The organism is Acinetobacter sp. YH12126, assembly GCF_013418745.1.
Classification (GTDB): domain Bacteria; phylum Pseudomonadota; class Gammaproteobacteria; order Pseudomonadales; family Moraxellaceae; genus Acinetobacter; species Acinetobacter amyesii.
On record NZ_VPBM01000012.1, the window covers coordinates 32,284 to 59,127 of the forward strand.

The 26,844-nt window shown below is 39.3% G+C and carries 25 protein-coding genes and 1 tRNA gene; 19 read left to right on the plus strand and 7 right to left on the minus strand.

All coding sequences use genetic code 11. From position 1 onward, the window contains the following. Positions 1–112 precede the first annotated feature (112 nt). The gene (locus FTU62_RS10180; protein ID WP_180102594.1) at positions 113–1,564 is read left to right on the plus strand and encodes a capsule assembly Wzi family protein; all 1,452 of its coding nucleotides are present in this window, start codon (positions 113–115) and stop codon (positions 1,562–1,564) included. A gap of 353 nt (positions 1,565–1,917) precedes the next feature. Here the strand turns inward: FTU62_RS10180 and trpS are convergent, their stop codons facing one another. Then, on the minus strand, positions 1,918–2,931 hold the full coding sequence (trpS, locus tag FTU62_RS10185) for a tryptophan--tRNA ligase (RefSeq protein ID WP_180003897.1): 1,014 nt from the start codon (positions 2,929–2,931) through the stop codon (positions 1,918–1,920). 202 nt (positions 2,932–3,133) lie between these two features. Between trpS and FTU62_RS10190 the strand changes: the two genes are divergently transcribed. Both FTU62_RS10190 and FTU62_RS10195 read left to right on the plus strand, forming a co-directional pair. After that, positions 3,134–4,060 carry a DUF808 domain-containing protein gene (locus tag FTU62_RS10190; protein ID WP_111884427.1) on the plus strand — a complete coding sequence of 309 codons (927 nt, stop codon included), beginning with the start codon at positions 3,134–3,136 and terminating at the stop codon, positions 4,058–4,060. Positions 4,061–4,106: 46 nt separating this feature from the next. Then, positions 4,107–5,012: a neutral zinc metallopeptidase gene (locus tag FTU62_RS10195; protein ID WP_180007459.1), complete on the plus strand. Its 906-nt coding sequence runs from the start codon at positions 4,107–4,109 to the stop codon at positions 5,010–5,012. 55 nt (positions 5,013–5,067) lie between these two features. Here the strand turns inward: FTU62_RS10195 and FTU62_RS10200 are convergent, their stop codons facing one another. Next, entirely contained in the window at positions 5,068–5,625 is a 558-nt protein-coding gene (locus tag FTU62_RS10200) for a hypothetical protein (protein WP_180102595.1), read from the minus strand. 219 nt (positions 5,626–5,844) lie between these two features. On the opposite strand from FTU62_RS10200, the gene FTU62_RS10205 reads away from it, so the two are divergent. The 6 genes from FTU62_RS10205 to FTU62_RS10230 all read left to right on the plus strand — a co-directional run bounded on the left by FTU62_RS10205 (position 5,845) and on the right by FTU62_RS10230 (position 9,124). Further along, the gene (locus FTU62_RS10205) at positions 5,845–7,344 is read left to right on the plus strand and encodes a sodium:proton antiporter (protein WP_180024104.1); all 1,500 of its coding nucleotides are present in this window, start codon (positions 5,845–5,847) and stop codon (positions 7,342–7,344) included. A 395-nt stretch (positions 7,345–7,739) separates the two neighbouring features. Continuing rightward, positions 7,740–7,922 (plus strand): BapA prefix-like domain-containing protein, encoded by a 183-nt coding sequence (locus FTU62_RS17615; RefSeq protein WP_373886362.1) that lies wholly within the window; start codon positions 7,740–7,742, stop codon positions 7,920–7,922. Next, the gene (locus FTU62_RS10215) at positions 7,897–8,094 is read left to right on the plus strand and encodes a hypothetical protein (protein ID WP_180102596.1); all 198 of its coding nucleotides are present in this window, start codon (positions 7,897–7,899) and stop codon (positions 8,092–8,094) included. The genes FTU62_RS17615 and FTU62_RS10215 overlap by 26 nt, the downstream gene beginning before the upstream one ends. A 27-nt stretch (positions 8,095–8,121) precedes the next feature. Beyond that, entirely contained in the window at positions 8,122–8,343 is a 222-nt protein-coding gene (locus FTU62_RS10220) for an Ig-like domain-containing protein (protein WP_180102597.1), read from the plus strand. Between the two features lie 30 nt (positions 8,344–8,373). After that, positions 8,374–8,733, plus strand: a complete 360-nt coding sequence (locus FTU62_RS10225) for a type I secretion C-terminal target domain-containing protein (RefSeq protein WP_180102598.1) — start codon at positions 8,374–8,376, stop codon at positions 8,731–8,733. Between the two features lie 73 nt (positions 8,734–8,806). Next, positions 8,807–9,124, plus strand: coding sequence for an MGMT family protein (locus FTU62_RS10230; protein WP_180011029.1), 318 nt, complete (start codon positions 8,807–8,809; stop codon positions 9,122–9,124). Between the two features lie 105 nt (positions 9,125–9,229). On the opposite strand, the gene FTU62_RS10235 is transcribed toward FTU62_RS10230, so the two are convergent. Together FTU62_RS10235 and FTU62_RS10240 are read right to left on the minus strand one after the other, a co-directional pair. Then, on the minus strand, positions 9,230–9,670 hold the full coding sequence (locus FTU62_RS10235; RefSeq protein WP_180102599.1) for a universal stress protein: 441 nt from the start codon (positions 9,668–9,670) through the stop codon (positions 9,230–9,232). Between the two features lie 293 nt (positions 9,671–9,963). Then, complete coding sequence (locus FTU62_RS10240) at positions 9,964–10,380, minus strand: hypothetical protein (protein WP_078193001.1); 417 nt, start codon at positions 10,378–10,380, stop codon at positions 9,964–9,966. Positions 10,381–10,547: 167 nt separating this feature from the next. Here FTU62_RS10240 and FTU62_RS10245 point away from each other — a divergent pair. Then, positions 10,548–10,624: transfer RNA gene (locus FTU62_RS10245), tRNA-Met, on the plus strand. A gap of 267 nt (positions 10,625–10,891) precedes the next feature. Here the strand turns inward: FTU62_RS10245 and FTU62_RS10250 are convergent. Further along, the gene (locus FTU62_RS10250; protein ID WP_180102600.1) at positions 10,892–12,517 is read right to left on the minus strand and encodes an NAD+ synthase; all 1,626 of its coding nucleotides are present in this window, start codon (positions 12,515–12,517) and stop codon (positions 10,892–10,894) included. A 375-nt stretch (positions 12,518–12,892) separates the two neighbouring features. Continuing rightward, positions 12,893–13,405, minus strand: coding sequence for a hypothetical protein (locus tag FTU62_RS10255; protein WP_180063458.1), 513 nt, complete (start codon positions 13,403–13,405; stop codon positions 12,893–12,895). Between the two features lie 30 nt (positions 13,406–13,435). On the opposite strand from FTU62_RS10255, the gene FTU62_RS10260 reads away from it, so the two are divergent. The 5 genes from FTU62_RS10260 (at position 13,436) to FTU62_RS10280 (ending at position 20,172) form a co-directional block, all read left to right on the plus strand. Then, positions 13,436–14,893: an AAA family ATPase gene (locus FTU62_RS10260; RefSeq protein WP_373886360.1), complete on the plus strand. Its 1,458-nt coding sequence runs from the start codon at positions 13,436–13,438 to the stop codon at positions 14,891–14,893. Between the two features lie 129 nt (positions 14,894–15,022). After that, the gene (locus tag FTU62_RS10265) at positions 15,023–16,462 is read left to right on the plus strand and encodes a VWA domain-containing protein (protein WP_180102601.1); all 1,440 of its coding nucleotides are present in this window, start codon (positions 15,023–15,025) and stop codon (positions 16,460–16,462) included. A gap of 237 nt (positions 16,463–16,699) precedes the next feature. Continuing rightward, positions 16,700–17,656, plus strand: a complete 957-nt coding sequence (locus tag FTU62_RS10270; protein WP_078192996.1) for a metal-dependent hydrolase — start codon at positions 16,700–16,702, stop codon at positions 17,654–17,656. A gap of 12 nt (positions 17,657–17,668) precedes the next feature. Further along, the gene (locus FTU62_RS10275) at positions 17,669–18,535 is read left to right on the plus strand and encodes an SDR family NAD(P)-dependent oxidoreductase (protein WP_180102602.1); all 867 of its coding nucleotides are present in this window, start codon (positions 17,669–17,671) and stop codon (positions 18,533–18,535) included. After that, the gene (locus FTU62_RS10280; protein WP_373886361.1) at positions 18,532–20,172 is read left to right on the plus strand and encodes a flavin-containing monooxygenase; all 1,641 of its coding nucleotides are present in this window, start codon (positions 18,532–18,534) and stop codon (positions 20,170–20,172) included. Before FTU62_RS10275 ends, FTU62_RS10280 begins: the two co-directional genes overlap by 4 nt. A gap of 334 nt (positions 20,173–20,506) precedes the next feature. Here FTU62_RS10280 and gltA read toward each other — a convergent pair whose 3' ends face one another. Then, a complete protein-coding gene (gene gltA, locus FTU62_RS10285) occupies positions 20,507–21,784 on the minus strand; it encodes a citrate synthase (RefSeq protein ID WP_078189909.1) in 1,278 nt (425 codons plus the stop codon). A gap of 1,027 nt (positions 21,785–22,811) precedes the next feature. Here gltA and sdhC point away from each other — a divergent pair. The 4 genes from sdhC to FTU62_RS10305 are packed head-to-tail and all read left to right on the plus strand — an operon-like array spanning position 22,812 to position 26,208. Then, entirely contained in the window at positions 22,812–23,210 is a 399-nt protein-coding gene (gene sdhC, locus FTU62_RS10290) for a succinate dehydrogenase, cytochrome b556 subunit (protein ID WP_078192993.1), read from the plus strand. Next, positions 23,210–23,575, plus strand: coding sequence for a succinate dehydrogenase, hydrophobic membrane anchor protein (gene sdhD / locus FTU62_RS10295; protein WP_078192992.1), 366 nt, complete (start codon positions 23,210–23,212; stop codon positions 23,573–23,575). Before sdhC ends, sdhD begins: the two co-directional genes overlap by 1 nt. A 12-nt stretch (positions 23,576–23,587) precedes the next feature. Continuing rightward, a complete protein-coding gene (gene sdhA / locus FTU62_RS10300) occupies positions 23,588–25,486 on the plus strand; it encodes a succinate dehydrogenase flavoprotein subunit (RefSeq protein ID WP_078192991.1) in 1,899 nt (632 codons plus the stop codon). Between the two features lie 14 nt (positions 25,487–25,500). Then, the gene (locus FTU62_RS10305) at positions 25,501–26,208 is read left to right on the plus strand and encodes a succinate dehydrogenase iron-sulfur subunit (RefSeq protein WP_078189905.1); all 708 of its coding nucleotides are present in this window, start codon (positions 25,501–25,503) and stop codon (positions 26,206–26,208) included. The last annotated feature ends 636 nt before the right edge of the window (positions 26,209–26,844 follow it).

Below are 26,844 nucleotides of genomic sequence, written 5' to 3' on the forward strand. Positions count from 1 at the left end.
TGAACATCTTTACCGAAATGATGAAAAAAATAAAAGGAGATACAGTTTCACCCTTGAATAAATGAGTTGAAAAATCTAAGGTGGGCTGTGAATTAAACTTGAGAAAAAGAGCATGTATTTAAGAAAGTCACTCTATGCTGCTGTACTGTTTGGATTATCAGTTCCTGTTTTTGCTCAGGGGATTGTATTAAATAATGAAGAGTTACGCGCAGATTTGAATTGGTTGAATCAGCAAGGCGTTATTCAAATTAGTACCTCAACATGGCCAATGAGTGGTGATGAAATACAGCGAGCGTTAACTTCTGCAAAAGTGATGACACCTGCACAACAAAAAGTATTACAAAGTATTCAAAATAAATTGACTGCCGAAAATGCATTATTAAAAGCAGAATTGTTTGCAGAGTCAGATAAAAATAATTTACCGCAAAATTTTGGTGATCATCAAAAAGCGGAATATCAAGGTGCACTTGAACTCAACGTTGGTGGTGAAAATTGGGATGGTCGTTTACGTGTAAATGCTGAAGATAAACAGCAAATTAATAATGATCAAGATGTAAATGTGGAAGGCTCATACATTGCCGGGAAGCTTTGGAACCAATGGTTAATTGCAGGTCAGATTCCGACTTATTGGGGGCCTGGTCATGACGGTAGTTTAATCCGTGGTGATGCGAGTCGTCCTGTGTACGGTGTTACTGCACAGCGTGCACAACAGAATGCTTTTGAAACACCATGGCTATCATGGATCGGCCCTTGGCAGTATCAAGCTTTTGCTGGACAGTTAGATGATTATTCTGCTATCCCAGATGCAAAACTCATTGGACTTCGACTAACTGCACAACCTACTCCATATTTGGAATTGGGAGCATCACGTTCTATACAATGGGGTGGCGAAGGTCGTCCCGAAAGTTTTAGTTCACTTTGGGATGCCTTTATTGGTAATAAAGATAATGGTGGAACAGGTAAGGCTGATCCATCAAATCAAGTCGCGGGTTTTGATGCGCGTTTGAATTTACAACCACTTGTGCAAGTTCCAGTTAGTCTTTACGGCCAATATATTGGTGAGGATGAAGCAGGTGGTTTACCGGCAAAAAGCATGTATCTTGCAGGTGTTGATTATTCTTCAAGTGTAAATAATATGCCTTATCAACTGTATACTGAATGGGTTGATACTCGAACTAATGGTGATGCCAAAGGCATTTCATACAATCACTCTATTTACACAGATGGATACTATCAACATGGCTATCCACTTGGTCATGCCTTAGGTGGTGATGCTCAAATGGTTTCAGTGGGTGGGAATATACGTATTGATCCATTAAACCGTCTAAATGGTCGTGTACTTTTTGCAAAAGTTTCTGAAACAGAGCGTGCAGCTTTGAATAACGCAGCATTTCCTGAAAAAGATGAATTGAAAGCTCTAGACTTGACTTGGACACATTATTTACGTCCAGATATGCCTTTAAAAATTAATGGTTGGGTGAGTGACTCGGATTTAAATGGTAATGATGGTGGAGCGTCAATTGGAATTGAACTACCATTAGATAAACGTTTATTTCATTACTAATTTATATTCATTTTTAAAATGATGTATTAATTGAAAAGTCCGCTTATAGCGGACTTTTTGATATTGGTTATTGCTAATTTTCAGACAAAAAAATACGCAATGATTGGGGTGTTCATTGCGTATAACAACGAATCTGTTTTCACAGGTTCGGTAAAGGAGAAATGTTATGAATTTAGGTATTCCTAAAACATAAATAGATAATAGAGTGAACGGTCAGTCATTTCATTGGTGTTCACGTTAAGTGATGTTACCTAACGTTAAAACTAAGGAGATTTTGTGAATACCTTCACAAAAAGTGCCTATAAAAAAGCCTTTCACATTGGAAAGGCTTAATTTTATAGAATTTTTTAAATTTAGAAGTGGAATACACCCAGTCCAGATTTAATTTCGTCTAACGTTTGTTGGGTAATATCACGGCATTTATCGGTACCGGTTTTTAAAATATCCATGATGTAGTCAGGATCTTTTTGCAATTCTAAACGGCGTTCACGGATCGGGCCGATCAGCTCTTTTAGTACACCTTCAAGACGCTTTTTCACAGTACCATCGCCTAAGCCACCACGACGATAGTGTTCTTTTAATTCTGCAACAGCTTCTTTATCTGGATCGAATGCATCAAGGTAAGTAAATACGACGTTACCTTCCACTTGACCCGGATCTTCAATACGTAAATGATTTGGGTCGGTATACATTGCATTAACAGCTTTCTTGATATCTTTATCAGTCGCGTCAAGCACAATAGTATTGCCCAAAGATTTAGACATTTTTGCTTTACCATCAAAACCTGGTAGACGTCCTACATTAGATAGTAAAGCTTTACATTCAGGAATTACGTCACGACCAATTTGACGGTTTAAACGACGAACAATTTCATTGGTTTGTTCAATCATTGGAATTTGGTCTTCGCCGACAGGAACGACAGATGCTTTAAACGCTGTAATATCGGCAGCTTGAGCCACTGGGTAGCATAAGAAACCGGCAGGAATGTCACGCTCAAATCCGCGCATTTGAATCTCAGATTTGATGGTTGGATTACGCTCTAAGCGAGAAACCGTCACAAAGTTCAAATATAACATGGTCAATTCATTCAATGCTGGTAAGCATGATTGAACGCAAATCGTGGTTTTGGTCGGGTCAATTCCTACAGCAAGATAATCGGTTGCGACTTCAATAATATTGCGACGAACTTTTTCGAAGTTATCGGCATTATCAGTTAAGGCTTGAGCATCAGCTAAAAGGAGATGTTGATGATGCGAATCTTGTAAACCTACACGTGAACGTAAAGAACCTACAAAATGACCTAAATGTAATTGTCCAGTCGGACGGTCGCCAGTCAAAATCACTGGACGATTATCTTGAGTACTCATTATCTGTTCCAAAGTGGTAGTTAAAGCTACGGCTGATTTTCAAAGAATGTCCCCATTGTACGGCATTCTATTTTTGATTGTTACTGACACAGCACAATTGACTGAAAAATGGGTGAATATTTTGTTAATTATTAAAAAACTAAATACAATTTTAGCGTTAAATAGAATTAGAATATTAAAAAAAGCCTAAAGGATAAAAATAATGGCGAGTAGCTTATTAATCTTACTTGATGATATTGCAACTGTGCTGGATGACGTTGCTGTCATGAGTAAGATGGCAGCCAAAAAAACAGCGGGTGTCCTTGGAGATGATTTAGCACTGAATGCACAACAAGTCAGTGGTGTCCGTTCGGATCGTGAACTTCCAGTTGTTTGGTCAGTGGCCAAAGGTTCTTTTGTAAATAAATTAATTTTGGTTCCTGCTGCTTTATTGATTAGTGTGGTTGCGCCTTGGTTGATTACACCGCTTTTAATGATTGGTGGTTTGTTCTTATGCTATGAGGGTGTGGAAAAAGTACTGCATAGTTTGCATCATAAAAAAGCCAAAACAGAAGAAGTTGCTCGTGAAGAGATGACTCATATTGAAACAGATTTGGTGACTTTTGAGAAAGAAAAAGTTAAAGGAGCCATCCGTACTGATTTTATTTTATCTGCTGAAATTGTGGTGATTTCATTGGGTACGGTTGCAACTGCGGCATTTGGGACCAAGGTCATGGTGCTTTCGGTGATTGCAATTTTAATGACCGTTGGTGTTTATGGATTTGTTGCGATGATTGTTAAAATTGATGACTTAGGGCTTTATCTTACTCAACAAGCATCACAATTTAAAAAGACCGTTGGACAAGGTTTGTTAGCATTTGCACCTAAGTTGATGAAGACATTGACCATTGTTGGTACGATTGCCATGTTTTTAGTGGGTGGTGGCATCATTACCCATGGTGTGCCTTTGCTACACCATTTTATTGAAGGCTCTGTAGATTATGCAGAACATATTCCTACAGTTGGCAGTATTGTGGGTGCATTAACACCGACTTTAATCAATTTAGTGACAGGTTTTATTGCAGGTTTAATCGTGCTGTGCGTCGTATCTTTAATTCAAAAGGTATGGCCAAAGTCGCAAAAGGATTAATCTGTAAACGCACGGATATCAACTATTTTATATAAGGAAGATCACTATGCGCTGGAAAGGTCGAAGAGTTAGTTCAAACGTAGAAGACCGTCGCGGTGGTGGCGGTGCAAAAGCGGGTGGTATCAGTATTCTCGGTTTGGTTGTGGCATTTGTTGCGTGGAAATTTTTTGGTGTAGATCCGCAGCAAGCTTATCAGGCGACTAAACAAGTGACTTCACAGGGTCAAACGGCTGAAGTTAAAGGTCTGGATAATCCAACGCCTGAACAACAAGAAGCGATGGATTTTGTTGGAACGGTTTTGGCCGATACGGAAGATACATGGACTAAAGTCTTCCAAGAACAGTTAAATGCTCAGTATAAAGCGCCTAAATTGGTTATGTTTAATGGTGTGGTCAATTCAGGTTGTGGTACAGCACAAGCGGCAATGGGGCCGTTTTATTGCCCAGCAGATCAGAAGGTCTATATTGATACTGCATTCTTTAAAGATATGCGTACGCAAATGGGCATCACGGGTGAACAAAATCAAACAGAATTGAGTCGCCAAGATCAGGCGGGAGATTTTGCGCAAGCCTATGTCGTTGCCCATGAAGTTGGACATCATATCCAAACGATTTTAGGCATTTCTGAGCAAGTTCAGCAGGCCCGTGCACAAGCGTCTAAAGCTGAAGGTAATCGTTATTCGGTCATGCAAGAACTACAAGCAGACTGTTTTGCGGGTATTTGGGCGCACCATAATCAACAGCGTACCCAATTTTTAGAGCAGGGTGATGTAGAAGAAGCGATGGACGCTGCACATAAGATTGGTGATGACTATTTACAGAAAAGTGCAACAGGGCAAGTGGTCCCAGATAGCTTCACGCACGGCACTAGTGAACAACGTATGAAATGGTTCCAGACAGGGTTGAAATCAGGCAATATCAATAGCTGTGATACCTTTAATCAAGCCATTTAAAACAAAAAAGAGGATGCAAAACATCCTCTTTTTTCATTGAAAAATAGATTGAAGCTTATTTGTTGAGAAATGATCTAAAGTTTCGAACAATACGATAGCTCACATACAAGGCGGCAAATGCAAATAAAGCTACGCCAAAAACAGTATATTTAAGGCCTGAAATATCGTTTTGATAGAACTGTTTTAATTGGGCATCGCTATAGCGTAATTGTTTTTTTTGTCCAGTGCGGCTATTGGTGAAACTCACATTTTGGATATATTGAAATTGTCCGATTTTCAGTAAATCGAGGTGTTGAATTTGTCGGGTGTGTTGCTGATTAAATTCATCGAGACAAATATCTTGTGCATAGTTTTCACAATTCAGTTTGGCAAGATAACCATTATTCGCCAGCATGATAAATATCGCACGATCGGGTGATTCATTATTGGAGACCAAAACCAATTGTTCTTTGGGTGTTGAATCCAGTGAGATCGTTTTTGCCTGACTAAAATAGTGCTCAGCACGTAAAATTTCCTGTGTCTTACTATAGCAAGTGAGGATCAGGGCCGCCGTAATGATAAAGATCACCGCAGCAAAAAAGAGTCGAAAAACAGTTTTAATAGTCTGATGCATAGGAGAAATCATGTAGATGATGAAAATGCATAAAATCTATGCAGGCTTGCTATGTTAAATGATCTTGATAAAAGATGTGAAAAAAACTGAATTGATACACGGAATTTAGATAAAATTCGTTAGAATATTTTATTTTTAAATACTAAATAATTTGGTATTTATTTTCAAAATACCTATATCTCACTCTGTAGGCGACACAGCACCAAAATTGGGAACGAAATGGGAAATTATTTTTTTCTACAGGTTTTTACCGTTATTTTTGCACTTTCGATTGCAACCACGATTTTTAATAAACGTATTTTGGGCTTTCCACAAGCCATAGGTGTTCCCATTGTTTCTGCAATTTTTGTCTTTATTTTGCAATGGGGCGCAAGCCTGCTCAATGGCAATCAATTTGTGACGATTAATTTGCACAATATTGAAGAGGCCGTTCGTCATATCGACTTTTATGACTTTTTAATTAATGGCGTGATTTGTTTTATTTTGACCTCATCTGCCTTGAAATTTAAAGTTTCAGATTTACGTTTGCATTGGAAGCCGATCAGTATTTTAGCCAGTATTGCCTTGGTGCTTTGTGCGGTGTTTTTTGGTGTTGCTTTATATGGTTATCAGTTCTTAATTGGTCATCATGTTGATTTATTGGTGTTGTTATTATTAGGCGCTGCTTTAGGTGCAACTGACCCAATTGGGGTTAAAGGTGTATTAAGTTCTGTACGTGCGCCACATCATTTGATGGTGAAATTAGAAGGCGAATCGCTCTTTAATGATGCCATGTGTATTGCCGTGTTTATGACCTTACTCAATGTTTTGCAAGGTGAACATTTTACCGTCATTGGTACGCTTGAAACACTGTTATATGAAATTGTTGTCGCAGTCATCATTGGTTGGGCATTTGGTTTAGGAATATTACGTTTACTCCGTGGTAAACATGAAATGGAATCCTTGATTTTAACCACAGCGTTGTTGGCAAGTGGTTCTTATCTAGTCGCTTTATTCGCACATGCATCTGCACCAATCGCATGTGTTATTGGTGGTTTGATCGTTGGGAATAAATGGAAAGAAATTCTTCAAGAGCGAGAAATCAGGGAAGTGAATCATTTCTGGCATACCGTGGAAGGAATCATCAATTCCTTTTTATTTACCCTGATCGGTCTTGAGTTATTTATCTTAGATTTAAGTATCAGCTTGATTTTAGGCGGTATGGTGGCGTTTATTATTTTGCATGCATCGCGCTTTGCAGCAAACTATTTATCTTTCGCATTTTTCCCGAGTTTCCGCAAAAAAAGCTATAACGGTAGTCTTGCGATTTTATCCTGGGGTGGGGTTCGTGGCGGTATTTCATTGGCCCTAATCCTTGCTGTTGCCAATATTCCTGAACTCAGTGAATACAGTAGTATTTTGATTGGATATACATTTATTGCGGTATTAATGTCGGGCCTCGTGTGTGGCTTAGGTTTACCTGCTGTGATGAATGCTTTTTATTACAATCCGAATGAAGAAACCAAAGGCTTCAAAGGTTGGTACCAAAGAATGTGCCATAAAATGAATAAAAAGGGCTTCCAATATATTGTGGGTGAAGATATTCATGGTAATGAAACCATTACGGTTTATAACCCAGAAGCGTTAATAGATACCAAAGCGGATGATGGTGTTGCTGCTGTACATAACCCAGAAAAAGTGCAAGAAGTTCGTCGTTTGGAGAACCCTGAAAACTTCTAAAACTGTTTTGTTTGACTTAAAAAAGGAAATGCTTGAGCATTTCCTTTTTTTATTTATAGTTATGTTTCATCATGGTACATCAAAATGGGGGGAAATTATGACTGGTCATTCATTGGTGTTATTGTGACTTACATCACATAAATAAGTGTTTGTTATTACTTACATAAAGATGGATCTAAAATCTAAATGTATTGATAAAAATATTAAAATATTCAAACAATTATGCAAAAAAATACACAAAGCATGATATAACGCACACAATTAAAAAAATTGGTTTTAATGATTTGTAATTAAAGAAATTATTAATCACCAATAACTCATTACAAAACCAAAAAAACATAAAAACGGCCCTAATGTAAATAAATGAGGTTTTACCTATGTCGTAAATTTCTGTCATTTCTAAAGAAAGTCATAAAGTTTTGTATCAAGTTGAATCCAATCAAGTTGGGCTTATCAAAAATTCTGTCATCGTACTCAAAATCCGGAAAGAGGATGTTACTTCAATTACAAAGAATGGTGCTGACGTAATAATCACCTTAAAAAAATGGGGAAGTGATTACTGTACAAAACTATTTTAGTGAGGCGACACCAGATATTAGTTTGGTATTTGAGGATGAAGACGGCACATTGTATTGGGCCAAATTTACAACAGTCAACGGTGATATTGCGGATGTTATTCAGTACCAACCTTTAGATGAAATTAAACTGCTGCTTTATAACGATTCATTGACGGATGTAATTTTACCCTGAATTGCGGGAGCAGATGGTGCTGGTTTATTGGGTGCAGCTATTGTTGGTGAATCTGATTATTCTGGTGGTTCTAAGAATACGACTAAACCTGACGCGCCTAAAGATGTGGTGATCACCGATGATGGTGAGCATGTCACAGGTGAAGGTGAGCCGGTTACAACGGTAGAAGTAAAAGATCAAGATGGCAAAGTCATTGGCGCAGGCACAGTGGATTTATCAGGGAATTTTGATGTTGAATTTAAAAATTAATTAACCAATGGTGAAACCATTGAAGCCACTGTGACAGATAAAGTAGGCAATGATCAATTCACCACTAAAGCGGGCATTGATACGGTTATTTATAAAGTATTGGATCAAGCAGATGCAACGGGTGGCAATGGACATGATACTTGGAATGACTTTAATGCGTCTGAAGGCGATAAAGTGAATATCAAAGCCTTGTTACAAGGTCAAAATGTCAATCAGTCGAATATTGATCAGTTTGTTTCGGTGAAAGCGGATGGCAAGGGCAACACTGTGATCAGCATTGATCGTGATGGAACAGGGTCTAAATTTGGCGATAAAGTTGAATTACTCACTTTGAAAAATACCGATGTGACTTTACAAGATCTAATCGATCACAACCAATTACTGTACTAATCTGTCAAAATTAAGTATTAATCAAAGAGGACCTTCGGGTTCTCTTTTTTTTATGCGGTTCAAAGGATATCAAATGAAGCAGAGTGATGAGTTGGCAACGCAAATTTTGTCGGTCATTCAATTGATACCGCAAGCAAAGATTGCGACTTATGGACAAATTGCCAAATTAGCGGGTTTACCGAAGCATGCACGACTGGTTGGCTATGTACTCAAGCATCTAGATACAACATCAACGATCCCATGGCATCGGGTGGTGAATGCTCAGGGAAAAATCAGCACGCAGCGTTGCAATGAAAAAGGTGAAAATATCCAGCAATTGAAATTGGCAGCTGAAAATGTCTTTGTGGTGAATGGACGCATCTCATTGAAACAATATCAATGGTTACCCTAAAAAATCCTTGCCTTAAACTTAGCGTTTTTTATATTGATGACGCAGTCAATAAAAAAGCCCTCTAGGATCAGAAGGCTTTTTATTTCACGCTATAAATCTAATGACTTATTTGCGCACAACCAAAACAGGAATGTCTGAAGCACCCAGTACACTTTGAGCTACACTGCCCAAGAAGAATTTTTTGATCCCTGTACGGCCATGTGAACCAATGATAATCAAGTCCGAATGTGTTTCTTCTGCAGCTTTAACCAGTTCAGTATGCACCACTTGACCTTCAAGTAAGCGAGTTTCAACAGTGACACCTTCAGTTGAAAATTTCGCTTTTGCTTCTTCAAGTGTATTTAAAATCGATGCACGAGCACGTTCAATTAAATCATTGGTTTGTGCTGCTGAAATATACTCTGCAGCAATATATGGATCGAGCGTCAGTACTTGAACCACAGTAATTTTACTGCCAAAAGTTTTTGCAAACTCGACAGCTTTAGCCACCGCAGCATAAGAAGTTTCTGAACCGTCCACTGGAACTAAAATATTATTTAAAGCCATCTTATTTCTCCTTATCTGATCAATTGAATTTGGATGGAAAAACCTGAAAATAAGCGCTATTTACATTGATCATAGTTTCATCATACGCTTTTTTATTTAGGAATAAAACCAAGTAAATTCATAAGGATATTGCGAAATTTGCAATAAAAATATTGCAAAAATATAGACTTGTTTTCACCTCGCTTAGCGATAGCAAAAATGTTCAATAATGTAAGCAGCTATGTCTAGATTGTAAGACAATTTGGTGCTGAAAAAATTGAGCCTAGATAATTCATCCATCAGTGGACATGGTTTCAATCACACCGTTTCTCTTGCTCTGTCAGGGTAATATGCAACGCTTGTTGCTCAAGCAAGCTTAATTTATGCAACGCATCTTCAGGGAAAATCTGTTTTTGCAGGCGTTGAATTTGTCGCGCTGATAAATGCTGATTGGCACAATACATCGCAGCTTCATTAGCGCGCGCAACACTGACTAATTTCTCCTGATCATTGAAGTCGAGACGAATGATTGATTGCTGTGCTCGGCTAAGTTGAGCCATGCTGCGCTTTTGTTGCATGCTCAATAAAGGCTGTTTATTAATCCAAGTCGCCACATCACGTCGCACACCATTATAGTCAACAAAAATAGGTGAGACGATTTGGCAGCCCGTTAAGGTCATGACGGCAAGGCTGAGGGTCAGACAGGCTTTTTTTATCGAATTGAATTGCATGATAAAACTCTAATTTTTAATCAAAAAATATAGTAAATAGGGCTAAAAATAGCATAATTTGCTTAAATAGTAACATCTTGAACTTTGCTTGTTTAAACTCTGAACAATTGCAAACAAAAATGCTTGACGATAATGTATGAAATCTAGATAATGCCACCACAGTTTACGGCTATGTAGCTCAGTTGGTTAGAGCACCGCACTCATAATGCGGGGGTCACAAGTTCAAGTCTCGTCATAGCCACCATTTTTATAGACCAAGCTCTCAGCTTGGTCTCTTTTTTTGTGCCTTGAAAAAGTCAAATAGATTCAGATAATTACAGCACTAATAAAATGATCTATTTACGATGTTTATGTGGAAATAAAAGACAACTCAAATCTTTAACTGCATTATTTTATGACCTGACTTTTGAAATATACTTCTCAATTATTTTTTATTTTTACTGCTGCGTATTTTACGCCTATAAAAAAGCCCAGTTCTATAACTGGGCTTTTTTTAATTTAAATCGAGTAATTAGATACCCGGTTTCCAACCATTCACGATCGGGTAGCGACGTTCACGGCTAAATGCACGTGAGCTGATACGTGGACCGATCGCGCCTTGGCGACGTTTGTATTCGTTTAGATCAACCAAACGGATGACTTTTTTCACGATTTCAGCATCAAAACCTTTGGCAATGATGTCATCTTGACTCATGTCTTCTTCGATATACGCATACAAGATGGCATCTAATACTTCGTATTCAGGTAATGAGTCTTGGTCTTTCTGATCTGGACGAAGTTCCGCAGAAGGTGGACGAGTAATTACACGTTCAGGAATCACCGGTGTTTCTGAAATGCTGTTACGGTATTTTGCTAGTTCAAATACAATCGTTTTATAGACGTCTTTCAGAACGGCAAAGCCACCGACCATGTCACCGTACAATGTACAGTAACCAACAGATAATTCAGACTTGTTCCCTGTAGAAAGGACTAAATTGCCAAACTTGTTCGATAAGGCCATTAGCAACGTACCACGAGAACGCGCTTGTAGGTTTTCTTCAGTCGCATCAGTCGGTGCAGCGCCAAAGAAAGGGAATAAGGTTTGCATAAAGCCATTCACAATTGGATTGATTTCGGCAATACCAAAAGTTACGCCCATATTCTTGGCTTGTTCAGCCGCATCTTCAACACTGATTTGTGCAGTATAAGTATATAGCATCATGACCGCTTGAACTTTATCTGCACCAATCGCATCGGCAGCAATCGCTAAAGTTAATGCTGAGTCAATACCACCAGATAGACCTAAAATCACGCCAGGGAAGCCTGAACGTTGTACGTAGTCACGGGTTGCGATCACAAGGCTTTGGTAGATTTCAGCCATGGTATTTAATACAGGCGTGATTGCACCTGTTTTAAAGGCTTTTTGTTCAGCATCGTATTCTGCGATATATAGATCTTCAACAAAACTCGGTGCTTGCAACGCAACTTCACCTGAATTGTTCATCACAAAGCTTGTGCCATCAAAGACAAGGTCGTCTTGACCGCCCACTTGGTTACAGTAAACCAGATTGATGTTCAATTGTTTGGTCAATGCAGCCATGGTTTCAATGCGATGCTGTGGTTTACCAACTTCATAAGGTGAAGCATTTAGAACCAAAGCAGTTTCAACATTTAACTGAGCAAGCTGTTGAACAGTTGGTAATGCCCAAACATCTTCGCAAATCAACACACCAAACTTATGACCTAAATATTCAAAGACAAGGTGTTGATGACCCTCACTGAAATAACGTTTTTCATCAAAAACGCTATAGTTTGGAAGATTTTGTTTATTGTAAATCCCGAGAACTTGACCATTTTTCATGACAGCAGCAGAGTTATAGCGCTGACCATCTTCAGTTTGATTTACAAAACCAAAGACTAAAACGATGTCCTTAATGCTTGCTAATTGTTCAAAAGCTTGCTGTGTACGTTTATTTAAACTTGGACGTAATAATAAATCTTCAGCAGGATAACCAACTGTAGAAAGTTCCGGAAAAACAATAATATCTGCGTTCTGTTCTTTTGCAGCATTGGCTTGTTGAAGCATTTTTACTGCGTTTGATTCTAGATTACCAATATGCGGAGAGAACTGAGCAAGTGCAATTTTAAAACTATTCATTCCAACTAAATCCTATTCCTATAGGTGAATACACTTAACACACTGATTTGTATTATTGTGATTATTCAGCGAGTGTATTTAGATACGAAAAATACTGCCGAAAGGCGAAAACAAAACACCATCATCGTATGATAATTCACTTGTTTTGATGCAAAGCAAAAAAATAAGGTGAACCTATTTTATCTGAATTTAAGCGAGATACTAGAGGTATTCATAGCTTTTAAAAGCCTAGCTGAGCTTATGTGCCATAAAGTAAATATTAATGCTGTTTTTTTGTACTTAAAATAGCGTCAATGACCAAGCACTAGTGTGAAATAGAATGATCAGGTGATATTCAATTTTATCTATAAATATTCGCTACAGAGCATGGACACTTTACAGCTCAATTTGATGAACAAGTTCTGGATATAAAATAATATTTTTAATTCGCTTTAAATAGATGTCACGAGCAATGTCACCTTGTTGCTCAATGTTGTAGTCAAAAAATGCCTTGTGTGGTTTGAGGGTATAGCGGTAAGGATTATATTTTTTAAAACTGAAGAAATACGCCATCTGTAACACAGCGCCTCGACCCAAAACATTGATCTGCTGCTGGTATTGATAAACATGGGCCATCTCATGAATAAACAGGGCACGATATCCTAAAGACGCTTTGGCATAGTCCGCTTTAAACAGTAAATTTCGTGCATGGATATACCCCTGAGGCGCCATGACCACATGCGCCGATTGCCAAGGCAAAAAAGGGTGATTCATCACTTTCACTTGCTCATATTGAATCAAATCCCCAAACACACTCCGACACATGGATATTTCACCTGCCGTGAGAGATCGATATTTAAAACCTTCAAGTTTTAATAGTCGGATGAGCGTGTGAAAGAAAGGCAACATGATGAAAGGTGTCTAAAGCTCTAAAGGGATGTGCAGTTTTACTATAACCTGAAAATACAATATCACGCTGTTGCGCTGTATTTAAAGAGCGATATTTTTGCATCTGCTACAGCGAAAAATCGGTTAGGGCGTTACAATTTAGCTTTCGGTCAAACAGATAGTCAGATGCAAGCACGGATCAATACTTTAATTTCTGAAATCAGCAAAAATATGTATGAACGTGAGCAGATTATTGCTTTGAGTTTGTTGGCTGGTGTTGCGGGCATGAATACCTTTTTATATGGTTTGCCTGGCACTGCAAAAAGTTTGATTTCACGTCGAATCGCCTCAGCTTTTGAAGTCCATGACTACTTTGAATATTTGATGAATCGTTTCAGTACGCCGGAAGAAATTTTTGGACCGGTATCGATCAAAGCCTTAAAAGAAGATCAATACATTCGTAAAACAGAACATTATTTACCACGAGCAGATTTTGCTTTTTTAGATGAAATTTGGAAAGCCAGCCCTGCGATTTTAAATACTTTACTGACCTTGGTGAATGAACGGAGTTTTAAAAATGGTGATATTGTCCAAAAAGTTCCATTGAATGTTTTGGTCAGCGCATCGAATGAAATTCCCGAACCGAATCAAGGTTTAGATGCCTTGTATGATCGTTTTATTTTGCGTTTAGAAGTGCCACCGATTGCTGTTGCAGAAAACTTTCATGCACTGTTACAGGCCAAGCCGAGTCAAGTCAGTGTTGAAGTCGATGCGACCTTAAAAATAAAAAAAGCGGAGTTGCAAGATTGGCGGGAACAGATTTATCAGGTGGAATTACCCGACTCGATTTTAAATCTGTTTGATCAACTTAAAAATCGACTCAATCATAACTTTGAAGATCATGTGGTCTATGTCTCTGACCGTCGTTGGCAGCGTGTGGCTTATTTAGTCAAAGCCTGTGCTTTTTTAAATGATCGTCCATCGGTGATTTTGAGTGATCTATTAATTTTAAAACATTGTTTATGGAATCAGCCTGAAGACATTGGTTTTGTTTCACAGCAGATAGATGAAGTATTGGCTGAAAATGGCTTAAATTATGGGTTGCAGTTCGAACAGCATGTGGCAGAGAAGGATGCACTTGAACAGCGGGTGCTCAATCATTTTTATTATACCGATGATGTCTATGAGAGTTATTTAATTCATGGCACTGACTACTTACGTGCAGTGACCAATCTAGATCGACACTATAAAGATAAAGTGTTGTATCTCGAACTGGATAAAATGGATACGAAAAAGGACTTCTTTGCCTTAGATGATACCGGTGAAGAAGTGCGTGGCATCGTGTGTAATTTTAATGGTTCAAGAGTGTGTACGTTAAAAGGTGGCTATTACGGCTTAGAAGAAGTGGTGACGCCGTACATAAAACATACCAAAGGTAGTCCGCGCAGCTCTCTTTCAGCTCAAAGCACTGTTTCAAACAGAATTGGATCTGTTGACGGAACGCTTTAATAGTCAAAAACATCAGTTTAAATCGGTCTTTGTCACTGAACAGGATATTCAATATTTGATTCAATCTATTGAGCAGCAATTGGTGAGATATCAGTTGCAGTTGCGAGATTGTGAGCGTTTGGAACAGTTATGTCGCAATTAAAACTGACACGACATCAAACTCAATCGGCAGTCGATGAATTAAGTTCGCAACTTTATGATGAATTAAAACAATCCAGCTTAAAACATTGGTTGGATGATCATAAAGTTGCAAAAAAGCTCGATCAAAAAATTCAGGAATGGGCCTTTCAGGCAAAGTCGAGTTTAGATCAGCAGCATCCCTATGCAACGGCCCAGCAGCAATTGGAACATTGGCTTGCGATAAAGCATTGGGAACAGGGCGATTTTGTTCAATTCCACACTGAATATGCCGCCTTCATGCAAACCTTGGGGATTCCAGAATTCACTGAAATGTGGCAACAGAGCCAACAGTCGTTGCTGACCGAGCAACAGCGTCAATTACACATTGAGCTATTCAAAGGTAAATGGCAGCGCAAATTGACTGAAGCTATTGCGCATTGGGAGTTTGAGCAGCTCCGTTTACAACGAGATGCCTTTTTAGATGAAATCAAAGATTTTCTTGCGACATTGTCGAAAATGGTCAAGCACCATGACAGTGTCGGGTTTGAAACTGGGATTTTTCTAGACTATTCCAAAGGGCAATTAACTGCGCAAGACTTACAAAACTTTGAGCAATGGGCGAATTATCTCGAGCAAGATCGGGCGCTTAAACGTCTATGTCAAATAATTGGAAGCGCACAGCCGAATATGCCACGTAAGCGGATTTCTGCTCAGTTAGAACAAGAACCACAGCAGCTTATTCACACCCCGATGGCGCAAGAGGAAATTACAGGAATTAAATTGGCACAAGAACTCAGTATGGCTTTACCTAGCGAGTTGGCGCTGTTAGCCGATCCAGACTTGCAGGTTTTATTTGATTTGAAATATTTAGAATCTAACCTGATGAGTTTTAATCGACAAGGTCAGCAACAGGGATGGGTGATCGAAGACCCACGCCATACACAGCGTCGAGTCGGACAAAAAGGCCCGATGATTGTCTGCTTAGATACCAGTGGCTCAATGAATGGACAACCTGAACTGATTTCCAAAGCGATTTGTCTATATTTATCGATTCGAGCGCTAAAAGAAAAGCGAGCGATGTATTTGGTAAATTTCTCGACCAATTTAACCGCGCTGAATTTACAACATAATAGTGCTTTGGATGATGTCATTCACTTTTTAGGGCAGTCATTTCATGGGGGAACAGATATTATCCCTGCGATGAATCATGCCGTGGACATGCTGAAACAACCGAATTTTGTACATGCCGATGTGGTAGTGATTTCAGACTTTATTATGGGTCAACTGACTGAAGAACTCATGCAAGAGATCACACATTTTAAGCAGCAGGGCAATGGATTCTATGCTGTGGCGATTGGTAATTTTAAACTAGATCATTTAGATGACAGCCTGTTTGATCATCAATGGGTGTATCAATCTGCGACCGGTGAAGTGCAAAAAATCCAATAATCATTACTCACTCAAAATACGCCATGACCTTTAATGACAAGCTTTTGAGCCATACAACACCGATGTTTTATAGATTGTCTGACAAAGAAAATATTTGAGCATTTTTGCAAATCTAGAGGTCGGTTTTGCTAATGGCCTAGTGATCTATCTCACTTAATTTGATCCTCAATCTATGTGTTTTTACTTTAATCGACATGAAGTCAATGAACGGTAAACACCCAAATTGAGAGCAAAACCATGAGCGCTTTTCAACCGATAAAAAAAACGTTAGCACGCGTATTTGCAGGCCCTGTCTTTGACCCAACAAAACAGTCTGCCGTTGTTCCTATTCGTCATATGAAATTTGATTTTGAACCAGAAAAAATTGATCCAAAATTTTATATGAATGCAGAATTGGCCAGTGCCTATTTTGCATCTTTATCTATTTTCTTAACCCGTGGCGAAGATTTGGTGATTGATACTGCTCGATATCATCGCGACTTTATTCAAGATCCTGTATTAAGACAACGTGTCACGTCGTTGATTGGGCAAGAGGCCATTCATTCACGTATGCATGAAGAAATGAATGAAGCGTATCGCGCAAGAAATCTGCCTGTGCAATTTTTTAGAAAGTTAGAACACTACGTCTTTGCCTATGGTTTTGAACGTATGCCACAGCCAATGAAGTTATCCTTAATGGCAGCAATTGAGCATTTCACCGCAGTGCTTGCGGAATACATGATGAATCATGAAGAAATCTTTTTTAATTCAATAGATGAAAAGCAGCGCGCTATTTGGATGTGGCATATGTTGGAAGAGTCTGAACACAAAGACATTGCCTATGATGTTTATCAAGAATTATCAGGTAATTATGCTTTACGTATTGCTGGCTTTTTCCCTGCATTAATTACCATTTTGGGTTTGATTTCAATTGGTGCATCGATTGTCCCTTTCTACAGAAAGCCATCAAATTTGATTAGCCTAAGCTACTGGAAAGATGTTCCGCGCAGTTTCCAACTGATTTTTGGGTTAAAAGATGGTGTTTATGGCAGCAGCCTCGGGCATATTTTTGACTATCTACGACCAAGTTTTCACCCAAATGATCATGACACTTCTGCATTTCTTGAATATTACAAAAAGCGTTTGCTGAACCCTGTTGATGGTGTGTTGACACCTTATTTTGTCAAAGAATTTACCCCAGCATTAAAACGATAAAAGGACAAAACCATGGGTCTATTTGGAAAAAAGAACAAGCCAAGTGAGAATGCCTATGCGGTGGTCACTGGTGCAGGCAGTGGTATTGGGCGAAGTTTCGCTTTGGAGTTGGCTCGTCGTGGCGGAACAGTGGTCTGTGCCGATATTCATTTAGAGGCAGCGCAAGAAACGGTGGATCAAATTCAATCCATGAACTCATCAAATGCTTATGCGGTGCAGTGTGATGTAGGTAAGGCTGAAGAAGTTAAAGCACTGTCAGAGCAAGCTGAGCAGTTGATGGGGCATGCTGTGACATTGGTGATCAACAATGCAGGCGTCGGGCTGGGTGGTAAATTTGATGAACTGAGTTTAGACGACTGGCAGTGGTGCATGCATGTCAATTTGTGGGGTGTGGTGCATGGCTGCCATTATTTTGTACCCAAGTTGAAACAAAATAAGCAGGGCGGCGCGATTATTAATGTTGCTTCTGCTGCGGCATATACTGCTGCACCAGAAATGACAGCATATAACGTGACGAAGTCGAGTGTGTTGGCATTGTCTGAAACTTTATCGGCAGAGCTCCGATCGGCAAATATCCGTGTGAATGTACTGTGCCCAACCTTGGTGCCGACCAATATCATGAAGAATGGACGCTTGCCCAATCGATATTCAGACTTAGCTGATCAACTGCTGATGAATCATGCATTTACGACGAGCCACGATGTCGTTGATTTGACATTGAATAATTTAGATGCAGGGAAGTTGTATACCATTCCACAACCTGATGCCAAATTATTTTGGTGGTTAAAGCGTCTATCCCCGCAAACCTATACCCGCTTATTGGGGGTGGGTTATCCCTTATTTAACAACTATATTAAAAAATCGGGAGCAAAAGCATGAATATGCCGACACAATTACATGACGAAGATGTAAAAGCATTAGATCAAGAGAAAACTCAAACTAAAAAGTCAACAACGCAAACTAATGCACGTCGTCCTGCATCGTCTTCCGCCAAAGCAAAAAAAGCAGTACAAGACCAATCAGAGTCAGAGCCTAGCCTAGAAAAACCAAGCGTAGAAAATCAAGTGCGTGTCTACGATACCATCGTGATTGGTGCGGGGATATCAGGTTTAGCTGCTGCTCATCAAATGAATGAACGGGGTTATACCGATTATGTGGTTTTAGAAAAAGCTAATCGCGTGGGAGGAACATGGCGCGACAACACCTATCCAGGTTGTGGATGTGATGTTCCTTCGGCGTTGTATTCTTTTTCATTTGCGCCGAGTCATAAATGGAGTCATTTATTTGCCAAGCAACCTGAGATTCTGAACTACTTAGAGGATGTGGCAGAGCAGCATGGGCTTTATCGTAACATTCAGTTCAACTGTGAATTGATTGCAGCGGAATGGAATGAGGAATTAAAGCAATGGCAATTGGAGACGAGCAAAGGTAAGTATGCCGCGAGAACGGTAATTTTTTCAACTGGGCCGATTACTGAACCTCAAATTCCAAAAATTAAAGGTATTGAAAGCTTTGAAGGTGAAATGTTCCATTCTGCGCGATGGAACCATGCCTATGACTTAAAAGATAAACGTATTGCGGTGATTGGTACGGGGGCATCTGCGATTCAGTTTATTCCTCAGATTCAACCTATTGCCAAAAATGTGGTGGTGTTTCAACGTACCGCACCATGGGTATTGCCAAAAGCAGATTTGCCACTGAATGACCGTGCGAAAGGCATCATTACCCGCTTTCCAACAGTACAAGAAACTTGGCGCAAAAGTGTGGCCGGTATATTAAATGGTATTAATTTAGGACTACGTAATCCTTCGCTTTTAGAGCCTGTGAATTATTTGGGTCGTCAGTTGTTAAAAACACAAATTCAAGATGCTGAATTACGTGAAAAAGTTACACCAAACTTTTCTATTGGTTGTAAGCGTCTTTTATTTGCCAATAACTATTATCCTGCTTTGCAGCAAGCCAATGTCGAACTTGTACCACATGGTTTAGTTGAAATAGAAGGTAATACTGTTATTGCTGCGAATGGTGAACGTCATGAAGTCGATGTCATTATTTGGGGCACAGGTTTTGAAGTTTCTCATCCGCCGATTGGGCAACGTGTAAAAAATGCCAAAGGGGAGTTATTGTCAGAACTTTGGAAAAACAGTTCTCCTGAAGCGTTTTTGGGTACCAGTATCGCGCAAGTACCTAATGCCTTCTTGGTGCTTGGGCCAAATATTTTGGTTTATGACTCATTTATTGGGATTGCAGAAGCACAGGTTGGGTATATCGTCGATGCCTTGGTAAAAATGAAACAAGAGAAGATACAACGGCTTGAAATTAAGCCAAATGTATTGGCCTATCACAATGCAAAAGTACAGACGCATTTACAGACTACGGTCTTTAATAGTGGTGGTTGTAAGAGTTATTACTTAGATGCCAATGGGCGCAATTTTGCAGCTTGGCCATGGTCACTGAAACAGTTAAAGCAGCGTCTTAAACAGGTAGACTTGGCAGACTATGAGACGGTTGCTTAGAAAATATTGTTTATTAAAAGTTGCCTAACTCAATAAGCCAAAATAAAGCATCATCAATATTTAAACCTTTTGTTTACAGCCTAATTTCTACGTGGAATTAGGCTTTTTTTATGACGCTATCTGATGAAACAGTGTGAGATTCTCTAGAAAATGGCGATTTTAAATACACTCAGCAATATACACCATACTTTATAGCTTGTGAGGCATCGTTTTATCTAATGATTGAGTTGGAAAATTCAGTCAGATGGGTCTGTTCAATAGCGCAAAATAAATCTAGCTGCATAAAAAAACCGCCCCAAAAGGACGGTTTTTAGATTCGCACAATTCTTTCGAATTAACGACCTTGGATATCGCGTTGAGTTTCGCCAGTGTAAAGCTGACGAGGACGACCGATTTTGTAAGGTGCGCTGTGCATTTCTAACCAGTGGCTGATCCAACCAACAGTACGTGCAAGAGCGAAGATTACGGTAAACATTTCTGTTGGGATACCAATCGCTTTAAGGATGATACCTGAGTAGAAGTCTACGTTAGGGTATAGGTTACGTTTGATGAAGTATTCGTCAGAAAGCGCAATACGTTCAAGTTCCATAGCCAAAGCAAGTTGTGGATCGTTGATACCAAGTGCAGTTAACACTTCGTCACAAGTTTCTTTCATTACTTTCGCACGTGGATCGAAGTTTTTGTAAACTCGGTGACCGAAGCCCATAAGTTTAACTTCTTTAGTTTTCACTTTTTCCATGAACGGAGCAACGTTTTCTACAGTGCCGATTTCGTCAAGCATCTTAAGAACAGCTTCGTTCGCGCCGCCGTGAGCAGGTCCCCATAGAGCCGCGATACCCGCAGCGATACATGCGTATGGGTTAGCGCCAGTAGAACCAGCAAGACGTACTGTAGAAGTAGACGCGTTTTGTTCGTGGTCAGCATGAAGCGTGAAGATACGGTCCATTGCTTTAGCAAGAATAGGGTCAACTTTGTAATCACGGTCTGCAGGAGTAGCAAACATCATGTACAAGAAGTTTTCTGCGTAGCTTAAGTCGTTACGTGGGTAAACGAATGGTTGGCCTACAGTATATTTGTAAGTCCAAGCAGCTAAAGTAGGAACTTTAGCGATTAAGCGAATAGCAGTGATTTCGCGGTGGTCAATGTTTTCAACATCGAAACCGTTGTGATAGAACGCAGAAAGCGCACCAACAACACCACACATGATCGCCATAGGGTGAGCGTCACGACGGAAACCATTGAAGAAACGGCCAACTTGATCGTGAACCATAGTGTGGTTACGAACTTTAGCATCGAATTCTTGTTTTTGTTCAGCAGTAGGAAGCTCGCCGTTCAAAAGAAGGTAGCAAGTTTCTAAGTAGTCTGCTTTAGTAGCAAGCTGGTCGATTGGGTAGCCACGGTGTAGAAGAACACCTTTACCGCCGTCAATGAAAGTGATTTTAGATTCACAAGCAGCCGTTGAGACAAAACCAGGATCAAAAGTAAAGTGACCTGCGGCCAACACATCTTTAACGTCAATTACATCTGGGCCTAGAGTGCCACTGTAAATTGGTAAGTCAATTTCTTTGCCATCAAGCTGTAAAACGGCTTTTTTGCCAGTTGCTTCAGACATTCAATAGATCTCCTGTCCTGGTGAATGTTTTATCTGACTCAGTACTAATCTTTTAATGCGAGAATCAGACAGATCAAAAATTTGCTCTAAGATTAGAGGGAACTGAAATTTTGTCAATTATACTTATGGATATAAATTGAGGATCATTCCTTGAAATGAAGCACAATTCATCCGCTTAAAAAATGAGTAAAATCACAGTGCCGACGCAGTATAATAAGTCAATTTGCAGGGGAGGTGCAGATTAAAAAAAGCCTATTGCCTTAATTGTAAGCAATTTTTAATTCTTAAAAACTCTGAAACAAATATGAATTACAAGACCGCTATTTCATTAAATTATTATAATTTTCGTAACTTACACACATCTGTGGCTCTAAATTGCTTTTTTCTTATTCATAATTAAAACGACTTAATCGTACTTAAAAAAAAGTTCGTTTGGTTAAAAAATAGTTAATTAAACGCCTTTAAAAGATCAATAAATGAACATTTTTGTCATTGGAAAGGTAAAAAATGGAGTTTTATTAAACAGATTTGCTGTTGCTGAGATTTTTATGCACAGACTAAGTACTTATTTCGTTTCATGATCTTTCAGTTTTATCATTTGAGAAAATGGTGCACATTTATTTTTATGATTATGGCTTGGTGAATGTGCTGGAAGATTTTAAAATGTAGTGGGAAAAGAAAGATTTAGATTTGTTCATCTTTAGTCTAAAAGTTTAAATCGCCATATACACACAAAAACAATAAGTGAAACTTACATTTAACCGATTAAAACCAATAACATAGTATGATTTTCTTAGATAAATAAGGTATTTGTTTTTAGAAAAGTTATTGTTAATGATTCTTATTTAAGGATATTTTGCAAAATTCCTAATTGTCTTCGTTTGTGTTTTGAAAGTTCACGTTTTATAATTCCCTGTCGTTTATAAGATCAGACAGCTGCAGAGTTTATTATATTGTAATGTCTGACTATGCTAGCTTTCCTACGAATTAATTCCAACAAACTCCGGATGGAGTTTTTACTTACAGGATGCCCGCTGTGAAAAGCAACAGACCTGTCAATTTGTCCATGGGTCAAGTTTTAGACGTAAACTTAAAATCCCCTGTGGCTATTGCATCAATTTTACACCGTCTATCAGGTGTTATCGTATTTTTACTCGTACCGGTCCTTCTTTGGATTTTAGACAAATCTTTATCTTCACCTGAAGGTTTTGCGCAAGTTCAAGCTGTGTTTGATAGCTTTATTGTGCGTTTTGTCGTATGGGTATTTGTAGCCGGCTTAATTTATCACCTTATCGGTGGTATCAAGCATCTATTTGCAGATCTTGGCGTTGCTGAAGAACTTCAAAGTGGTCGTATCGCAGCTACTATTTCATTGATCTTGTCTGCAATCGGTATTGTTGCAGCATTTGTATGGATTGTTCTCTAATGAAAAGTGCTACAGGTTTAACAGGATCAGGTTCTCGCGATTGGTTTATCCAGCGTGTAAGTGCCGTTGTATTGGCTGTTTATACTATTGTTGTACTGGGCTGGATCCTTTGCAATAGCGGATTCACTTTTGAGCAATGGTATGGCTTTATGATGACAACACCAATGAAGATTATGTCTTTATTGTCTGTCTTATCTCTTGTTGCGCATGCTTGGATTGGTATGTGGCAAGTATTCACTGACTATGTGACTACTCGTCAAATGGGTCCTTCAGCAAACGGTCTGCGTTTAGTGCTGACTTCTGCAGTGATTGTTGCAGTATTTGCATACGCGATCTGGGCGATCCAGATTTTTTGGGCAAATTGATAGGAAAATATCATGGGCGCTATAACCCCTAAAGAAGATTACACAAATATTCCACACCTAACTTTCGATGCAGTCATCGTTGGTGGTGGTGGTTCAGGTATGCGTGCTTCTTACCAACTTGCTCAAGCTGGTTTGAAAGTTGCTGTACTGACTAAAGTATTCCCAACTCGTTCACACACTGTTGCAGCGCAGGGTGGTATTGGTGCATCTCTTGGTAACATGCAAGAAGATAACTGGCACTACCACTTCTACGATACAGTTAAAGGTTCTGACTGGTTAGGTGACCAAGACGCAATTGAGTTTATGACTCGTGAAGCGCCTCAAGTTGTATATGAGCTTGAACACCTAGGTATGCCATTTGACCGTAACGCTGACGGTACAATTTACCAACGTCCGTTTGGTGGTCATGCTGCGAACTATGGTGAAAAACCAGTTCCACGTGCATGTGCTGCTGCCGACCGTACAGGTCACGCTCTTCTTCATACGCTTTATCAAAGCAACGTGAAAATGGGTACTCAATTCTTCGTTGAATGGATCGCACTTGATTTGATCCGTAATGAAGAGGGTGATGTGCTTGGTGTGACAGCAATTGACCAAGAAACAGGTAAAATTGCAGTATTCCAAGGTAAAGCAACATTGTTCGCTACTGGTGGTGCTGGTCGTGTTTACCGTGCATCTACTAACGCTTATATTAATACTGGTGACGGTCTTGGTATGGCAGCTCGTGCAGGTATTCCATTACAAGATATGGAATTCTGGCAATTCCACCCAACAGGTGTTGCGGGCGCAGGCGTATTGTTGACAGAAGGTTGTCGTGGTGAAGGTGCGATCCTTCGTAACGATGCTGGTGAGCCTTTCATGGAGCGTTATGCTCCGACACTGAAAGACTTGGCACCTCGTGACTTTGTATCACGTTCTATGGACCAAGAAATTAAAGAAGGTCGTGGCTGTGGTCCTAAGAAAGACTACATCTTGCTTGATATGACGCATCTTGGTGCTGAAACAATCATGAAACGTCTTCCATCTGTATTTGAGATTGGTAAGAAATTCGCGAACGTTGACATCACTAAAGAGCCAATTCCTGTAGTACCTACAATCCATTACCAAATGGGTGGTATTCCTACAAATATTCATGGTCAAGTGGTTGTTCCTGTATCTCGTGAAACTGAAGCTTTGGTTGCGAACTACAATAAAGAAACTGGTGTGTACTCACACAATGCGGGTGACCGTGATTTCACTAAACCAGTGAAAGGTTTCTATGCAATTGGTGAATGTTCATGTGTATCTGTACACGGTGCTAACCGTCTAGGTACAAACTCATTGCTTGACTTGGTTGTATTTGGTAAAGCTGCTGGTGAACATATTGTTGACTATGTAACTAAACACCACGGTGATGAATATGCACCGCTTCCTACAACTGTTCTTGAAAAAACTTTGAATCGTGTTCGTCATCTTGATGAATCAACTTCTGGTGAAAATGCTCAAGAAGTTGCAGATGCAATCCGTGACATCGTTCAAGATCACGCTGGTGTATTCCGTACATCTGCACTTCTTGAAGAGGGTGTGAAACAGATTCTTGCGCTCGAACCACGTGTACGTAACATTCACTTGAAAGACAAATCTAAAGTATTTAACACAGCGCGTGTTGAAGCTCTAGAAGTTGAAAACCTGTATGAAGTTGCGAAAGCGACACTGATTTCTGCGGCTGCACGTAAAGAATGTCGTGGTGCACATACAGTGGTAGATTTTGAATTACCACCTGATCATGCTGACTACCCATACGGTCGTCGTGATGATGAGTGGATGAAACACACTTTATGGTTCTCTGTAGATAACCGTCTTGAGTACAAACCAGTACGTTACAAGCCTTTATCTGTAGATGCTATTCCGCCTAAACCACGTACATTCTAATTGGGAGAAGTAAGATGAGTAGAGGTACTCGTACATTTAATATCTACCGCTACGATCCTGATAAGGATGCAGCTCCGTACATGCAAACTTTTAAACTAGAGTTGACTGATAAGCATCGTATGTTGCTTGATGCACTTCTAGCATTAAAAGTTCAAGACGAATCATTAACATTCCGTCGTTCATGTCGTGAAGGTATTTGTGGTTCTGATGGTGTAAACATTAATGGTAAAAATGGTTTGGCGTGTCTTTGGAACCTAAACGACTTACCAGAAGTGATCACAATTCGTCCACTTCCAGGTCTTCCAGTAATTAAAGATTTGGTTGTAGATATGAATCAGTTCTACGATCAGTACAATAAAATCCATCCGTTCCTAATCAACAATCAGCCTGCGCCTCCTAAAGAGCGTTTGCAGTCTCCTGAAGAGCGTGAACATTTAGATGGTTTATACGAATGTATTCTTTGTGCATGTTGTTCAACTTCATGTCCATCATTCTGGTGGAACCCAGACAAGTTCTTGGGTCCTTCAGCATTGTTGAACGCATATCGCTTCATCATTGACTCTCGTGATACAGCAACTCAAGAGCGTTTGGCTCGTCTTGACGACCCATTCTCATTGTTCCGTTGTAAAGGTATCATGAACTGTGTATCTGTATGTCCTAAGGGTCTTAACCCAACTAAAGCAATCGGTCACATCCGTAATATGCTTTTAGATCTAGGTTAATAGATTTGGCAGTAAAAAGAAGCGCACCATTGGGTGCGCTTTTTTTGTCATATATAAAAATGATGATAGTGAAAGTTATTCGCTGTCATTGCAGAGTGCTATAAATGGATTTCATAGAAACGTAGTGAATTAAAAGTATAAAGTGATAGATAAATGGTTATTTATTGATGAAACGCTCGTTCAAGTCTGTCAAAAGGATTAGAAGATGTTATTATGTAACGTAGTAAAAAGAGAGAGGATAGGAATGTCAGCTCTCTTTTGTTTTTGTATATGAGATGAGGTAATAATCGAACGTAGACTTTTGTCTTAATTGAAAGATCATTTTATATGTAGCACCATATCATAGATGAAAATACAAACAGTGTATTTCGCTAATTTATGAGAGGTATGTGTCAAAAAAATCAATTGAAAATGCTCGAACGTGTTAGCATTTAGAGTATCACTATATGTAAAAAATGACTTTGAATTGGGTACATTTTTTCTACAATTTAAGCGCTGTAGAAGGTATATAAATGTTAATAAAGTCGCTTTAGAAAAGATAATTGCGAAAAATTTATTTTTTCTAAGATGATTTGCAAAAATTGCCCGATTTATGTCGGGTATTTCTCAATGAGTAATGATGCCGCTGAGGGCGTT

What these genes read in the sequence shown, in the direction of transcription:
- FTU62_RS10180 (WP_180102594.1), top strand. Translation starts at nt 113, where the DNA reads ATGTATTTAAGAAAGTCACTCTATGCTGCTGTACTGTTTGGATTATCA.
- trpS (WP_180003897.1), bottom strand. Translation starts at nt 2,931, where the DNA reads ATGAGTACTCAAGATAATCGTCCAGTGATTTTGACTGGCGACCGTCCG.
- FTU62_RS10190 (WP_111884427.1), top strand. Translation starts at nt 3,134, where the DNA reads ATGGCGAGTAGCTTATTAATCTTACTTGATGATATTGCAACTGTGCTG.
- FTU62_RS10195 (WP_180007459.1), top strand. Translation starts at nt 4,107, where the DNA reads ATGCGCTGGAAAGGTCGAAGAGTTAGTTCAAACGTAGAAGACCGTCGC.
- FTU62_RS10200 (WP_180102595.1), bottom strand. Translation starts at nt 5,625, where the DNA reads ATGCATCAGACTATTAAAACTGTTTTTCGACTCTTTTTTGCTGCGGTG.
- FTU62_RS10205 (WP_180024104.1), top strand. Translation starts at nt 5,845, where the DNA reads ATGGGAAATTATTTTTTTCTACAGGTTTTTACCGTTATTTTTGCACTT.
- FTU62_RS10230 (WP_180011029.1), top strand. Translation starts at nt 8,807, where the DNA reads ATGAAGCAGAGTGATGAGTTGGCAACGCAAATTTTGTCGGTCATTCAA.
- FTU62_RS10235 (WP_180102599.1), bottom strand. Translation starts at nt 9,670, where the DNA reads ATGGCTTTAAATAATATTTTAGTTCCAGTGGACGGTTCAGAAACTTCT.
- FTU62_RS10240 (WP_078193001.1), bottom strand. Translation starts at nt 10,380, where the DNA reads ATGCAATTCAATTCGATAAAAAAAGCCTGTCTGACCCTCAGCCTTGCC.
- FTU62_RS10250 (WP_180102600.1), bottom strand. Translation starts at nt 12,517, where the DNA reads ATGAATAGTTTTAAAATTGCACTTGCTCAGTTCTCTCCGCATATTGGT.
- FTU62_RS10255 (WP_180063458.1), bottom strand. Translation starts at nt 13,405, where the DNA reads ATGTTGCCTTTCTTTCACACGCTCATCCGACTATTAAAACTTGAAGGT.
- FTU62_RS10265 (WP_180102601.1), top strand. Translation starts at nt 15,023, where the DNA reads ATGTCGCAATTAAAACTGACACGACATCAAACTCAATCGGCAGTCGAT.
- FTU62_RS10270 (WP_078192996.1), top strand. Translation starts at nt 16,700, where the DNA reads ATGAGCGCTTTTCAACCGATAAAAAAAACGTTAGCACGCGTATTTGCA.
- FTU62_RS10275 (WP_180102602.1), top strand. Translation starts at nt 17,669, where the DNA reads ATGGGTCTATTTGGAAAAAAGAACAAGCCAAGTGAGAATGCCTATGCG.
- FTU62_RS10280 (WP_373886361.1), top strand. Translation starts at nt 18,532, where the DNA reads ATGAATATGCCGACACAATTACATGACGAAGATGTAAAAGCATTAGAT.
- gltA (WP_078189909.1), bottom strand. Translation starts at nt 21,784, where the DNA reads ATGTCTGAAGCAACTGGCAAAAAAGCCGTTTTACAGCTTGATGGCAAA.
- sdhC (WP_078192993.1), top strand. Translation starts at nt 22,812, where the DNA reads ATGCCCGCTGTGAAAAGCAACAGACCTGTCAATTTGTCCATGGGTCAA.
- sdhD (WP_078192992.1), top strand. Translation starts at nt 23,210, where the DNA reads ATGAAAAGTGCTACAGGTTTAACAGGATCAGGTTCTCGCGATTGGTTT.
- sdhA (WP_078192991.1), top strand. Translation starts at nt 23,588, where the DNA reads ATGGGCGCTATAACCCCTAAAGAAGATTACACAAATATTCCACACCTA.
- FTU62_RS10305 (WP_078189905.1), top strand. Translation starts at nt 25,501, where the DNA reads ATGAGTAGAGGTACTCGTACATTTAATATCTACCGCTACGATCCTGAT.